This window comes from Mycolicibacterium llatzerense (genome assembly GCF_000878195.1).
Taxonomy (GTDB): domain Bacteria; phylum Actinomycetota; class Actinomycetes; order Mycobacteriales; family Mycobacteriaceae; genus Mycobacterium; species Mycobacterium llatzerense.
The window spans coordinates 14147-27613 of record NZ_JXST01000058.1 but is presented as its reverse complement, the minus strand read 5'-3'; the positions used below and the strand labels follow the sequence as shown (position 1 = coordinate 27613).

Below are 13467 nucleotides of genomic sequence, written 5' to 3'. Positions count from 1 at the left end.
GCAGACCCCGCCGGACGGCACGCCGCACCTGGCCAGCCCGACCAACCTGCCTCCGGGTTCGACCATGGAACCGACCGACACCGGCGACAGCGCCAACATGAGCTACCTGAAGCAGCTGTGGCACGCGGTCCAGAACAACGACATCTCCGGACGTGACGCCCTGCTCGCCGTCGCCTCGACGCGGACCGGCACTCCCGGTGGCAGCGTCCCGGCCCCGCCGAACGCTCCGGCGCCCGGCCCGGCCCCAGTTGCCGACATCGCCCCGGCTCCGGCCCAGTAACACCGACAAAGAGAAATCGCCCCGGTCATCGACCGGGGCGATTTTCTTTTTGCCGAGTGGCCAGTTACGGCACGGGTATTCGTGGCACGCGGGTCGTAAGTGGCCAGTCGGCGGAAATCAGGCGGAGCCGACCCATTCGTCGGTGCCGTCGGTGAAGAACTGGTGCTTCCACACCGGCAGCCGCTCCTTGACGGTGTCGACCAGTAGCTCGCAGGTCCGGAACGCTGCAGCGCGGTGATCGGCCGACACCGCCGCGACCAGGGCCGCGTCGCCGATGTTCAGGACGCCGATCCGGTGGCTGACTGCGATGGCCCGCACACCTTCGGAGGCTGCGGCGACCTCGGCGGCGACCTCGGCCAGTACCTCCGCGGCCGACGGATGCGCCGAGTACTCCAGGCGCGTCACCCCACGGCCGCCGTCGTGATCGCGCACGACGCCGGCGAAGCTCACGACCGCTCCCGCGGCAGTGTGGTCGACCAGCGCCTCGTGGGAGGCGACGTCGATCGGCGATTCACTGAGGTCGGCACGGAGCACGATCACCCGGCATGGTCCTTTCCACTGAGCTGGTCGAGCGCATGGTCCAGTACCCCGGCCAGCACGCCCAGCCCGTCCTTCACTCCCCCGGACGAACCCGGCAGGTTGACGATCAACGTCCGGCCGGCGACGCCGCACACACCACGGGACAGCACCGAGGTCGGGACGTGCGGCAGGCCGGATTGGCGGATCGCGTCGGCCAGTCCGGGGATCTGGTAGTCCAGGACCTCAAGGGTGGCTTGCGGGGTGGCGTCGGTCGGGGAGATTCCCGTGCCGCCGGAGGTGAGGACGACGTCCACGTCGTCGGCAACAGCGCGGCGCAGTTCGGCGCCGACCGGGGCGCCGTCGGTGACGACGACGGGTGCGGGCACGTCGAACCCGCGCTCAGCGAGCCAGGTGACGATCAGCGGGCCGGTGCGGTCCTCGTAGACGCCGGCGGCGGCCCGGGTGGAGGCGATGACGACGCGGGCGGTACGGCTCACGCCGGCTCCCAGAGACCGGTCTTGCCGCCCTCCTTGCGCAGCACCCGGATGTCATCGATGCGCGCGGCCGGGTCGACGGCCTTGATCATGTCGTACAGCGTCAGCGCCGCGACGCTGACGGCGGTCAGGGCTTCCATCTCGACGCCGGTGCGGTCGGTGGTGCGCACCGTCGCGGTGATCGCGATATCGGCAGCACCCGCACTCGTCTCGAAGGCCACTTCGACCTTGGTCAGCGCCAGCTGGTGGCACAGCGGGATCAGGTCGCTCGTGCGCTTGGCGGCCATGATGCCGGCGACGCGGGCGGTCGCGAGGGCGTCGCCCTTGGGCAGGCCACCGCTGGTGATGAGGTCGACGACGTCAGCGCGGGTGTGCAGGACGCCCGCCGCGACGGCGGTGCGTCGGGTGGCGTCCTTGGCGGACACGTCCACCATGTGGGCCGCACCCGATTCGTCCAGGTGCGAGAGCTCCACGGCTACTTGTTGACGACGGTGACCGGGTGCATGTACGGCAGCCGCTCGGCCGGCAGCGGGAACTCCACGTCACCGAACGGAGACAGGGCGCCGGTACGGTCCGTCGCGAGCTCACTGACGGCGTGATCGTCGTCGGCCACCTCGGGCCAGCCGTTGTCGACGTACTGGTTCTTCTTCTTCTCAGCCACGGATGACATTGTGGCAGGCGCCGCGCCCGCTGGCGAGGCCGGGAGGCTGCTTTACGCTGGTCAGCAATGATCGACGAATCCCCGGGTGTGCCGCTGGGCTCCTGGCTGGCCGACATGTCGGATGCGCAGCTGGTACAGCTGCTCAGCGCCCGACCTGACCTCACCCAGCCGCCACCGGCGACCCTGTCGGCGCTGGCCGCGCGGGCCCAGTCCCGGCAGTCGGTCAAAGCCGCGACGGACGATCTCGATTTCCTGCAGCTGGCGGTGCTGGACGCGCTGCTGACGCTGCAGGCCACCAGCATCGCCGTACCGACCGGCGCCCTGTTCAAACTGCTCGCCGGCCGGGCCACCAAGAAGATCGTCACCTCGGCGCTCGACGAGCTGCGGACCCGCGGGCTGGTGTGGGGCGACACCTCGGTGCGGGTGGTCTCGGAGGCGGCCTCGGTGCTGCCCTGGTACCCGGGGCAGGTCACGGTCGAAGACCCTGATGGCGACGGCATCGCCGGGAAGCTGGCCGGTATCGACACCCCCCAGCGCGATCTGCTGGAGCGGCTGGCCGACGGCTCACCGATCGGCCGAACCAAGGACGCGGCCCCCGGTACGCCGGACGACCGCCCAGTGCCACAGCTGATCGCGGCCGGACTGCTGCGCCGGATCGATGACGAGACGGTGATCCTGCCGCGGCTCGTCGGCCAGGTGCTGCGCGGTCAGCCACCGGGGCCGACGACGTTGACGCCACCGGCTCCGTCGTCGCCGGTGCTGGCGGCGGCGGACGTCGATGCGGCCGCGGCCGGCTCGGCCATCGACCTGCTGCGCGAGGTCGAACTGGTCCTCGAAACTCTCTCGGCCACACCGGTTCCCGAGCTGCGCAGCGGCGGCCTCGGGGTGCGCGACGCCAAGCGGCTGACCAAGGTCACCGGCATCGACGAAGGGCGGCTGTCGCTGATCCTGGAGCTGTGCGCGTCGGCCACGCTGATCGCGTCGGGCATCCCGGACTCCGACGACTACGACGACGGCCCCTACTGGGCGCCCACCGTGGCCGCGGACCGGTTCATCGAATCGAGCGCCGCGACGCGCTGGCATCTGCTGGCCACCACCTGGCTGGACCTGCCGGGCCGGCCCGGCCTGGTGGGCAAGCGTGGCCCCGACGGCAAGCCCTACGCCGCCCTGACCAATGCGCTGTACTCGTCGGCGGCTCCGCTGGACCGCCGGCTGCTGCTGACGGTGCTCGCCGAGCTGCCGCCGGGCAGCACCATGGACACTGCCGCGGCGTCCGCCGCGATGCTCTGGCGCCGGCCGCGCTGGACCGCCCGGCTGCAACCCGAGCCCACCGACGAATTGCTCACCGAGGCACACGCTTTGGGCATGATCGGCCGCGGCGCCGTCGCCGGCCCCATCCGGCTGCTGCTGGCGGGTGCGCCCGAAGAAGAGGTCACCGCCGCGATGGCCGCGGCACTGCCCGACCCCATCGACCATTTCCTGCTGCAGGCCGACCTGACGGTCGTCGTCCCCGGACCGCTGGAACGCGACCTCGCCGATCAGCTGGCGGTCGTCGCCGACATCGAATCCGCCGGCGCGGCAACGGTGTATCGCATCAGCGAGCAGTCCATCCGGCGTGCCCTGGACACCGGCAGGACCGCCAGCGAGATCCACACCCTGTTCGCCCGGCACTCCAAGACACCGGTGCCGCAAGGCCTCAGCTACCTCATCGACGACGTGGCCCGGCGGCACGGACAGCTGCGGGTGGGCATGGCCTCGTCGTTCGTGCGGTGCGAAGACCCCGCCCTGCTGGCGCAGGCACTGGCCTCCCCCACCCTCGAGCAGCTGAGCCTGCGGGCCCTGGCCCCCACCGTCGCGGTGTCCCCGGCCCCGATCGCCGACGTGCTCGCCGGCCTGCGCACCGCGGGCTTCGCCCCGGCTGCCGAGGACTGGTCGGGCACCATCGTCGACCTGCGCCCGCTCGGCGCGCGGGTGTCCACACCGATACACCGTCGCACCTTCCGGCACCCGCAGCCGCCGAACCCGAAGACGCTCGGCGCGATCGTCGCCGTCCTGCGCCAGACGGGCCGCGGGGGCAACGGCGAGCGACTGGACCCCGCCGCCGCGATCTCGCTGCTCACCGACGCCGCATTGACCCAGTCGTCGGTGGTGATCGGCTACGTCGACGCCGCCGGGGTCGCCACGCAGCGTGTGGTGTCGCCGGTCAACGTCCGCGGCGGCCAGCTGACCGCCTACGACCCGGCCGCCGGCCGGGTCCGCGAATTCGCCATCCACCGGGTGACCTCGGTGGTGGCGCCGGACTGACGGAATCCGACCCACTCCCCGGAGTCTGGATAATGGATCGGATGGCCTGCGAGCGAGTAATGGAATGGATCGCACATGACTGACGGACCCCTGATCGTTCAGTCGGATAAAACCGTGCTGCTCGAGGTCGACCATGAGCTGGCCGGGGCGGCGCGGGCGGCGATCGCGCCGTTCGCCGAGCTGGAGCGTGCGCCCGAGCATGTGCACACCTACCGGATCACGCCCTTGGCGCTATGGAACGCGCGCGCCGCGGGTCACGACGCCGAGCAGGTGGTCGACGCGCTGGTGTCGCATTCCCGCTACGCGGTGCCGCAGCCACTGCTGGTCGACATCGTCGACACCATGGGCCGCTACGGGCGCCTGCAGCTGGTGAAGCATCCCGCGCACGGACTGACCCTGGTGAGCTTCGACCGCGCGGTGCTCACCGAGGTGCTGCGCAACAAGAAGATCGCCCCGATGCTGGGCGCCCAGATCGACGACGACACCGTCATCGTCCACCCGTCCGAGCGCGGCCGCGTCAAGCAGATGCTGCTCAAGATCGGTTGGCCCGCCGAGGATTTGGCGGGTTACGTCAATGGCGAAGCGCACCCGATCACGCTGGAGGAAGACGGCTGGAAGCTGCGCGACTACCAGGAGCTGGCCGCGGATTCGTTCTGGGCGGGCGGCTCCGGCGTCGTGGTCCTCCCCTGCGGCGCGGGCAAGACCATGGTCGGTGCGGCGGCGATGGCCAAGGCCGGGGCGACGACGCTGATCCTGGTCACCAACACCGTCGCCGGCCGGCAGTGGAAGCGCGAACTGATCGCGCGCACCTCACTGACCGAAGAGGAGATCGGCGAATACTCCGGTGAACGCAAGGAGATTCGGCCCGTCACCATCGCGACGTATCAGGTCATCACCCGGCGCACCAAGGGCGAATACAAGCACCTGGAACTGTTCGACAGCCGCGACTGGGGCCTGATCATCTACGACGAGGTGCACCTGCTGCCCGCACCGGTGTTCCGGATGACGGCCGATCTGCAGTCCCGGCGCCGACTTGGCTTGACCGCCACCCTGATTCGCGAAGACGGCCGCGAAGGCGACGTCTTCTCCCTGATCGGGCCCAAGCGGTACGACGCCCCGTGGAAGGACATCGAGGCGCAGGGCTGGATCGCGCCGGCCGAGTGCGTCGAGGTGCGGGTCACCATGACCGAGAACGAGCGCATGACGTACGCGACGGCCGAACCCGAGGAGCGCTACAAGCTGTGCTCGACGGCGCATACCAAGATCGCGGTGGTGAAGTCGATCCTGGCCCGTCATCCTGATGAACCGACCCTGGTGATCGGCGCTTATCTGGACCAGTTGGAGGAACTCGGCCAGGAGTTGGACGCCCCGGTGATCCAGGGCTCGACCAAGAACGCCGAACGCGAAGCGCTGTTCGATCAGTTCCGACGCGGTGAGGTGCGCACCCTGGTGGTGTCGAAGGTCGCCAACTTCTCCATCGACCTACCGGAAGCGTCTGTGGCCGTTCAGGTTTCGGGCACCTTCGGGTCGCGGCAGGAAGAGGCCCAGCGCCTGGGCCGGTTGCTGCGCCCGAAGGCCGACGGTGGCGGCGCGGTGTTCTACTCGGTGGTCTCGCGCGACAGTCTCGACGCCGAGTACGCGGCACACCGGCAGCGCTTCCTGGCCGAGCAGGGGTACGGCTACGTCATCAAGGACGCCGACGACCTGCTTGGGCCCGCTATCTAGTCAGTCCCAGCAATCAGGGCATAGGCTCTTCGCAGTTCGCCGATTGCGGAGGTCACAGATGACGTACGACTACGACTGGCTGGTCATCGGGTCCGGTTTCGGCGGCAGCGTCTCGGCGCTGCGCTTGGCCGAAAAGGGTTACCGCGTAGCGATTCTCGAATGCGGGCGGCGCTTCGAGGATGCCGACTTCGCGGACGAGACCAAGGACGCCAAGAATTATTACTGGGCGCCGCAGCTCGGGATGCGCGGCATCCTGCGGCTGACGCTGTTCAAGGACATCTTCATCGGCTCGGGCTGCGGTGTCGGTGGTGGCAGCCTCGGCTACGCGAACACGCTCTACCGGGCGTTCCCGAATTTCTACGAGAGCTCGCAGTGGAAGGGCCTGGCCGACTGGGAAACCGAGCTGGCGCCGCACTACGACGAGGCCGAACGGATGCTGGGCGTCGTCGAGTACGACGACGACGGGCCGGCAGACCTGCTGTTGCAGGAGTACGGCAAGTCGATCGGCGTCGGCGACACCTACCGTCGCGCGCATGTGGGCGTGTTCCTCGGGCAGCCGGGCCGGACGGTGCCGGACCCGTATTTCGGCGGCGACGGACCCGACCGGACGGGCTGCATCAAATGCGGTTCGTGCATGGTCGGCTGTCGCCACGGTGCGAAGAACACGTTGCGGAAGAACTACCTGTGGTTCGCCGAGAAGCTCGGGGTCCGCATTTTCAGCGAGCGCGCGGTGACCGACATCAAGCCGCTCGATGACGACGGTTCAGCGGGATATGAAGTGACACACCGCAAGAGTGGCGCATTGGGCAAGCGCACCAGCCAGACGCTGCGTGCCCGCGGCGTCGTCGTCGCGGCCGGGGCCTTGGGCACCAACCGGCTGCTGCAGCGCTGCAAGCTCAGCGGTTCGCTGCCGAACATCTCCGACCGCCTCGGGTATGTGGTGCGCACCAACAGCGAATCGATCATGGCGGTGATGGCGCCCGAGGACTACCCCGACGACTTCACCCACTCGATCGCAATCACGTCGAGTATCTACACCGACCCGACCACCCACATCGAGGTCGTCACGTACGGCAAGGGCGGCGACACCCAGTCGATGCTGTTCAACCTGATGATTGAGGCCGGCAAGCGCGGCACCAGGCCACTTCATTTCCTGGCCGCCGCGGCGAAGAACCCGAAGGCAGCCCTGGCCGCATGGAAGATCAAGGGCACCTCACGCCGCACGATCATCCTGCTGGTCATGCAGTCCATCGACAACGCGATGCGCCTGAAGGTCAAGATGCGGCTGCCGAACGGAAACGTCGCGCTGACGACCGAGCAGGACCCGCTCAACCCCAACCCGGATTTCGTGCCGGCCGCCTACGACGCGGCGAAATGGTTCGCTCGGCGGATGGGCGGCGTTCCGTACACCGGCGTGACGGAGGGCATCTTCGCGATCCCGTCGACGGCCCACATCCTCGGCGGCGCGGTGATCGGCGCCTCTCCGGAGACGGGTGTGGTCGACAGCCGCAATCATGTGTTCGGTTACGAGAACCTGCTGGTCACCGACGGTGCGGCCGTCCCGGCGAATGTGGGTGCCAATCCGAGTCTGACCATCACCGCGCTCGCCGAGCGCGCGATGACGTTCATTCCACCTAACGCGCAGGCTGTTTGACCACCGTCAGCAGCACCACTGAATCGGCGAGCGCCTTCAGGCTGTGCCGGGTGGACGGGATGATGAGGTGGTCACCGGCCATACCGTCCCAGCTGGCCTGCTCGGCGACGAGCCGCACTCGGCCCAGCAGTACCTGAAGGGTGGCCTCGCCGGGGCTCTCGTGTTCGGCCAACTCATTGCCGTCGGCGAGAGCGATCAGCGTCTGCCGCAACGCGTGCTCGTGGCCGCCGAAGATCGTGTGAGCACTGCGCCCACCGTTCCCATCCCGCGCGATGTCCAGATGCTGGCGCGCCAGAGCGGTCAGCGAGATTTTCTCCATGAGTCAAATATCCGCTTCAGCAATGCCCACCGGAACCGTTTGGCGGTTTAAATCACGCGCAGCGAATCCCCCTCGTTGGGGAAGCGACGGCCCAGTGCGTCGAGCATCCGCTGCACCTCCATGAGTCGCCGACGCAGGGCGAGCAGAGTGTCCGACGGAAGCTCCGACCCCGCTGCCGCGGTGCTTTGCGCACGTCGGGATCGCCGCTCCACCAACGTCATCTGGTCTTCCAGATCGGCGATCTCGTCCAGCAACAGCGCCGCGAACAGGCGTGATTGAGCCAGGTCGGCGCGGTGGGCGGGACGGGGCTGCGTATCGACGCGCGGCCGGCCGCTCACGACGCCGGCGCGCACCGTGCGCCGGGTGGCCGTGGCATTGGAGGGGATCGGCACCGGGGCGGCTCGGCGCCCGGTTTCGCGCATCGTCGGCAACATGGCGCAATGATCACCGAGACTGCACCTTTGCGCTACCAGCCGTTCATCTTCCGGACCGGAATCAGACACCTTCGGGTAAAGGTCAGCGGAGCGCGGTGGGCCGCCCGAAACGGGCCTGCACGCCCGGCGAGAACAGCGGGCGCAACGGCGGCCCCACCGGCACCACTCCGCTGGCGGGCACCAGATCGTCGGTCAGCTCGATCAACTCGGCCTGCCGTAGCGGCCAGGTCGGATGCGCATTGGGGACCCACCACGTCCGGCCTGCCTTGCGGGTGTGCGCGCCCCACCGAGCGGTCAGCCACACCTCCAACGCAGTGGGTTCGACGGGCTCCCCGATCGCCACCTGCGCGAGGCTGCGCAGGCCTCGCTCCGGCCACCGGCGCGTGCCCGCGTAGGTGATCCGGTCACCGGTGCGGGTGACCCGCAGCTTGGCCCAGGTGTACGGCACGCCCATGCCGAGCCTCGTCATCCCGACGACCGCCAGCCGCGTCGTCTCGAGCGACCGGAACAGCACGCCGTGCCGGCCCGCGGCGTCCACCGAATACAGCCGCACGTTGGTTTCGGCGAAGGCGCCGAAGTACGGCAACGGCACTCTGCCGGCCACCGCGGAGCGGTGCATGACGAACGGGATCAGGCCGACGTACGTCAGCCCGTCGGTGAAGACGTCCGGCTCGGTGCCAGGCGGATACAGGTGCGCGACGGTCGCCGGGTCGACCGGCCAGTGCAGGAACGTGAGGTCGCCCCAGAACTGTTCGACCCACACCGGCAGCGGCAGCGGCGGGGCGTCGACCAGGAAGTCGCTCACGTTGTCATCTCACCCGCCCGACGGCTCGGCCGCCAGTCGAGGTCACGCGGCCGCGGGGCCGGCGGCCAGGATCCGTTCGTAGTTCCACGCGGTGGGCGGAGTGATGCTCGGCGGAGTCCAGTCCGTGACCCACCGGCCCTGGGGGTGGGCCACTTCGACGGGTGCCACTCCGAGCGTCCGCTGGACCGCGCCGTACGGTTTCGGCAGCAGCGCTTCCCATGGCGCCGCCATCAGCAGATCGGCCCTTCGGCCACGCTCGACGGCTTGGCGGTAGTACCGCAACTTGAACGGCACCGGCGCACCCGGCAGCGTGAGAGCACCGAACCAGCCCAGCTTCTCCAACGGTCCGGCGGGTTCCATTTGCCCGCAATGGAATCCGATGTTGGCCATCTCGCCTGCGATGTCCGGGCCGTAGCCCCCGATGGTGTGGAACATGTCGTGCAGCGCGGTGCCGCGCACGACCATGTAGTAGAAGTCGTCGTCCCAGTTGTTCTTCTCGGCGATGGGCCGGATGGTCTCGGCCTCGCCGAAAACGCCCGCATCGAGCTTGTTGGTGTTGAGGAAGCTCAGGTAGGCGTGGCCGAGACTGCCGAACGGCAGCGACGCCAGGTACTCCCGGTCGTTCAGCACAGCGAGCAGATCTGGCTTGTCCCGGAAGAGCTTGCGCCCGTTGGGATGCGACCGCACCTGGTAGTAGGCGCGCGCGAGGATGGGCGCTTCCATGCCGAGGAAGGCCTCGTAGATATCGGTGTGATATTTGGCGTCGATGAGCATTCGCCAGGCTTTCAACCACGGCGTCCACGTCGTCTTATCTGGGACAACGCCGCCGCTGCGTCCATATTCGGTCGGCCCTGGCACATGTGCATTCACCTGAATCCAGCCTCCACATTGAGCGATTCAACCGAATTCGATAATCAGACACACGACGACATATGTCAACATATTGGTCATGTGCTGAAGAATGTGGTGATGGCGCGGAACACAATGGACAGCCCCGCCCCCAAGCGCGGCCGGGGCCGCCCCACGGGAGGCGGAAACAGCGCACCACAGGCGCAAACCCAGATCCTGGATGCCGCGGAACGACTCTTCATCCGGCAAGGTTTCGCGGCGACCACGATGGAGGCCATCGCCCTGGAAGCTGGATACAGCAGGGCTGTGATGTACCGGCATTTTCGCAACCGCGATCAACTGCTGGAGGCCCTCGTGGTCCGCGTGACGCTGACCCAGATAACCCAGATGGCCGCCCGGTTACTGATGCTGCACGACCTCGCCGAGATCATGACCGAGTCGCTCGTCATCGTCGCCACCGAGGTACGTCAGAATCCGATTCTGCGGGTCCTGTCCGAGCACGACGAGAAGTCAAGCGTCGCAACGCTTATCGTGACGGCGCCGAACCTGGTCACCCTACTCGGCTCGATGTACGAGGGCCTGTTCAAAGCGCAGGTGATCAGCATGCGGCCGGGACTGCAACCCGCCGACGCTGCACAGTACGTCCTGGGCGTGGCATTGAGCCTGCTGATGGATGTGATCCCCGGGGCCGACGACGCGGCCCAGGTACGTCGATATGTCCGGGTCTTCGTGTTACCGGCGTTGCTCGCCGAACCACCGGCAGCAGAGCCGGTGTTTCCGCAGTAGCGACGACGCCCTAACTCAGCGCGGGGATGACCTCGCGCTCGAATGCCTCGATGCTCGACCGGTCGTACGCGGCTTCCGGGAAATACAGGATCGCGTACTCACACCCGAGATCTTTGATCTTCTGCAGCTTCGAGATGACCTGTTCGGTTGTGCCGCAGGCAGAGTCGGGCGAGGTCAGGTTCTTGACCATCGCGTCGACGGCAGCCTCATGCGCAACGGCGACCTGCCGCTCGCGGATGCGCGCGATGCGGGCCGCGACGTCGGCCTCGGAGTCGCCGATCACGACGTTGAAGTTGGCCGACCTGACGATACCGTCGTAGTCGGTGCCGACCTCGCGGCAATGCTGTTGCAGCACTTCGGATTTGTGCGCAAAACCGTCGGGCTCGGAGGTGAAGTTGGTGTACTGCGCGTACTTCGCGGCGATCCGCAGCGTCACCTTCTCCCCGCCGCCCGCGATCCACAGCGGAATACCGCCGGTCTGCAACGGCTTGGGCTGCACGATGGCACCGTCGACCTGGTAGTGCTTGCCGGCGAAGCTCACCACGCCGTCGCGCCAGGCCGCGCGCATGATCTGCACACCTTCGTCGAGCCGGGCCAGCCGTACCCCGGCCGACGGGAAACCGTAACCGTAAGCGCGCCACTCATGTTCGTACCAGCCGCCGCCGATGCCCATCTGCACCCGGCCGCCCGAGATGATGTCGGTGGTCGCGGCGACCTTCGCCAGATATGCGGGGTTGCGGTAGCTGATCGCCGTGCACATCTGGCCCAGCTTGATGCGATTGGTGGTCGCCGCGTAGGCCGCCATCAACGTCCATGCCTCGTGCGTGGCCTCCGCGGTCGGCATCGGCACGGTGTGGAAGTGGTCGTACACCCACAGCGAATCCCACGGTCCGGCGTCGGCGTACGCGGCGAGGTCGCGCATCACCTGCCATTGATCCTGCGGGGCGATCCCCACCAGATCGAGACGCCAACCTTGCGGGATGAACAGTCCGAAGCGCATGGCCCCGACTTTAGGCCGTACGACGATCAAACGGGGCAAAGAAACAGCGTCGGGGACCACGCCGCCGCGGCCTTAGGCTGAAGAAATGGCACCCGAATTGCGCGTCGACCCGCAGGTTCTGACAGCCGCGGCGAGCACCATGGCGTCGTGCGGTTCCGCCGTCTCCGACCTCAAGCCGGGCGAGCCGCTGAATTCGGCCGCGTCCGGCATGTCCGGGCTCGCGACCGGGGCCGCCTGCCAACGCGTCGGCCCGCTGCTGAACACCGACGGCCAGAACCTCGGGAAGGCGGTCACGGGGTACGCCGACTCACTGCGCACCGCGGCGACCAAGTACCAGAACACCGATGCCACGTCAGGTAGCGCCATCGGCAAGACCATGCCGGGACGCTGATCAGCCCGCGGCCCTACGGGGCCAGCAGCATCTTGTACTGCGCCGCCGTCTCCTGACGTGCCCCAGTGGCATCGGCATTGCGCACTGCGATGACGGTATTGTTCAGCGCCGCAAAGCAATAGAACATCGAACCGTTGGTCATCGTCGGGTCGATCTCGGATTGCACGCACCGGCTGCCCGGCAGGAAATCGACCGCATTGGCCGGATGCGCCGACACCTCGACACGCGCGGTGAGGTCGGCCAGGTCATCGACCAGTTTCTTCGCGGCCGCCGCATCTTTCACGCGATAGACGATCGTCTGGTTGTAGGTCATCTCCTGCAGGCCCGCAGCCGCGAACAACGGTGCGGCGCCGGACGGCTCGTCCTGAAAGTGCAACGCGGCCCGCGGCAGGTAGCTGCCGATCTTGGCGTCCGGCAGCCGCGAGGACGGCGGATCAGGGAAAGTCGGCGGCGACATGGTGTGCGACAACAAGCCCGACGGATCCACGGCAAGCATTGGTAGCTTCGCCGGGTCGGTCGGTACGAACTGGTCGATGCGCGGCACCTGCGCGTCCAACGCAACGCCGACGGCCGCCGCGGCATCGCCCTGGTCCGGCCCGTAAACCAGCTGGGTGAGGACATACGGACCGTGCGGCGTGAACGAGTACAGCGTGACCGGCTGATCCGGGCCGGTGTTCAGGTTCGAGCTGTAGGTCGCGGCGCGCGCGTCCGGATGCCCGGTGATCGGTACCGGGTGATTCACCGTCGGCGACAGCCCGGCGACCGCACCGGCCAGATCCGCGGCCGCCGCAACGGCGGCGGCGGGGTCAGGGAACCGCAGGACGCCGTTCATCAACCGCCACTGGTCGGGGTCCTGCCGGTCGGATGCGAAGCCGTACAGCATGTGGTGGGCGGTGACGGTGCTCGCCACGGCGGCGGGCAGGATCGTGCCGAGGGCCGGTGCTCCGGTGATCACGACGGCCCGCGATTCACCGGGCACCACCATCTGCGGATCGATCTCCCAGGGCCCGACAACGTCGTCAGCCATCCGCCGCGCGTCGATCTGCGCCCCGGTGGACGCCGCTCCCGCCGTGCCCAGCGGAGGTGTCGGCGTCACCGGGAAGTTCCCGCTGCCGAGCAGGGTCGCGTCTACGGCGGACGACGGCGGCCCGCCGCCCTGCTTCTCGGCCTGCCCGGGCTCGGTGTTGGCACAGCCGGCCACGACCAGCGCCGCAAGCGACACCGCGATCAACCGGCGGGCCATGGC

General features: G+C 68.3%; 15 protein-coding genes and 1 pseudogene. 6 read left to right on the top strand and 10 right to left on the bottom strand.

All coding sequences use genetic code 11. From position 1 onward, the window contains the following. Positions 1 to 280 (top strand): annotated as a pseudogene (locus tag TL10_RS27100) (transglycosylase family protein); the annotation flags it as partial. 117 nt (positions 281 to 397) lie between these two features. On the opposite strand, the gene TL10_RS27095 reads toward TL10_RS27100, so the two are convergent. From TL10_RS27095 to TL10_RS27080, 4 genes are read right to left on the bottom strand one after another with little or no spacing between them, the layout of a single operon-like run. Beyond that, positions 398 to 820 carry a molybdenum cofactor biosynthesis protein MoaE gene (locus tag TL10_RS27095; protein ID WP_043988088.1) on the bottom strand — a complete coding sequence of 141 codons (423 nt, stop codon included), beginning with the start codon at positions 818 to 820 and terminating at the stop codon, positions 398 to 400. Further along, on the bottom strand, positions 817 to 1296 hold the full coding sequence (locus tag TL10_RS27090; protein WP_043988087.1) for a MogA/MoaB family molybdenum cofactor biosynthesis protein: 480 nt from the start codon (positions 1294 to 1296) through the stop codon (positions 817 to 819). Before TL10_RS27090 ends, TL10_RS27095 begins: the two co-directional genes overlap by 4 nt. After that, entirely contained in the window at positions 1293 to 1766 is a 474-nt protein-coding gene (gene moaC, locus TL10_RS27085) for a cyclic pyranopterin monophosphate synthase MoaC (RefSeq protein ID WP_082068106.1), read from the bottom strand. Before moaC ends, TL10_RS27090 begins: the two co-directional genes overlap by 4 nt. A gap of 2 nt (positions 1767 to 1768) precedes the next feature. Continuing rightward, entirely contained in the window at positions 1769 to 1963 is a 195-nt protein-coding gene (locus TL10_RS27080) for a hypothetical protein (protein ID WP_043988086.1), read from the bottom strand. Positions 1964 to 2020: 57 nt separating this feature from the next. On the opposite strand from TL10_RS27080, the gene TL10_RS27075 reads away from it, so the two are divergent. The 3 genes from TL10_RS27075 to TL10_RS27065 all read left to right on the top strand — a co-directional run bounded on the left by TL10_RS27075 (position 2021) and on the right by TL10_RS27065 (position 7637). Then, on the top strand, positions 2021 to 4258 hold the full coding sequence (locus TL10_RS27075; protein ID WP_043988085.1) for a helicase-associated domain-containing protein: 2238 nt from the start codon (positions 2021 to 2023) through the stop codon (positions 4256 to 4258). A gap of 75 nt (positions 4259 to 4333) precedes the next feature. Continuing rightward, positions 4334 to 5983, top strand: coding sequence for a DNA repair helicase XPB (locus TL10_RS27070; RefSeq protein ID WP_043390519.1), 1650 nt, complete (start codon positions 4334 to 4336; stop codon positions 5981 to 5983). A gap of 58 nt (positions 5984 to 6041) precedes the next feature. Then, complete coding sequence (locus tag TL10_RS27065; protein WP_043988084.1) at positions 6042 to 7637, top strand: FAD-dependent oxidoreductase; 1596 nt, start codon at positions 6042 to 6044, stop codon at positions 7635 to 7637. On the opposite strand, the gene TL10_RS27060 is transcribed toward TL10_RS27065, so the two are convergent. The 4 genes from TL10_RS27060 to TL10_RS27045 all read right to left on the bottom strand — a co-directional run bounded on the left by TL10_RS27060 (position 7618) and on the right by TL10_RS27045 (position 10053). Further along, complete coding sequence (locus TL10_RS27060) at positions 7618 to 7956, bottom strand: cupin domain-containing protein (protein ID WP_043390515.1); 339 nt, start codon at positions 7954 to 7956, stop codon at positions 7618 to 7620. The two genes, TL10_RS27065 and TL10_RS27060, sit on opposite strands and share 20 nt — an antisense overlap. A gap of 47 nt (positions 7957 to 8003) precedes the next feature. Then, the gene (locus tag TL10_RS27055) at positions 8004 to 8390 is read right to left on the bottom strand and encodes a hypothetical protein (protein ID WP_043988082.1); all 387 of its coding nucleotides are present in this window, start codon (positions 8388 to 8390) and stop codon (positions 8004 to 8006) included. A gap of 82 nt (positions 8391 to 8472) precedes the next feature. Next, entirely contained in the window at positions 8473 to 9195 is a 723-nt protein-coding gene (locus TL10_RS27050) for a YqjF family protein (RefSeq protein WP_043988081.1), read from the bottom strand. 42 nt (positions 9196 to 9237) lie between these two features. Next, entirely contained in the window at positions 9238 to 10053 is an 816-nt protein-coding gene (locus TL10_RS27045) for a Coq4 family protein (protein WP_043988080.1), read from the bottom strand. A gap of 111 nt (positions 10054 to 10164) precedes the next feature. Between TL10_RS27045 and TL10_RS27040 the strand changes: the two genes are divergently transcribed. Beyond that, positions 10165 to 10830, top strand: coding sequence for a TetR family transcriptional regulator (locus TL10_RS27040; RefSeq protein ID WP_043988097.1), 666 nt, complete (start codon positions 10165 to 10167; stop codon positions 10828 to 10830). Between the two features lie 10 nt (positions 10831 to 10840). On the opposite strand, the gene TL10_RS27035 is transcribed toward TL10_RS27040, so the two are convergent. Beyond that, positions 10841 to 11830: an LLM class F420-dependent oxidoreductase gene (locus TL10_RS27035; protein WP_043390512.1), complete on the bottom strand. Its 990-nt coding sequence runs from the start codon at positions 11828 to 11830 to the stop codon at positions 10841 to 10843. An 85-nt stretch (positions 11831 to 11915) separates the two neighbouring features. On the opposite strand from TL10_RS27035, the gene TL10_RS27030 reads away from it, so the two are divergent. Then, positions 11916 to 12221: a type VII secretion target gene (locus tag TL10_RS27030; RefSeq protein ID WP_043988079.1), complete on the top strand. Its 306-nt coding sequence runs from the start codon at positions 11916 to 11918 to the stop codon at positions 12219 to 12221. Between the two features lie 13 nt (positions 12222 to 12234). Here TL10_RS27030 and TL10_RS27025 read toward each other — a convergent pair whose 3' ends face one another. Next, on the bottom strand, positions 12235 to 13464 hold the full coding sequence (locus TL10_RS27025) for a DUF7373 family lipoprotein (protein WP_052506565.1): 1230 nt from the start codon (positions 13462 to 13464) through the stop codon (positions 12235 to 12237). Between the last annotated feature and the right edge of the window lie 3 nt (positions 13465 to 13467).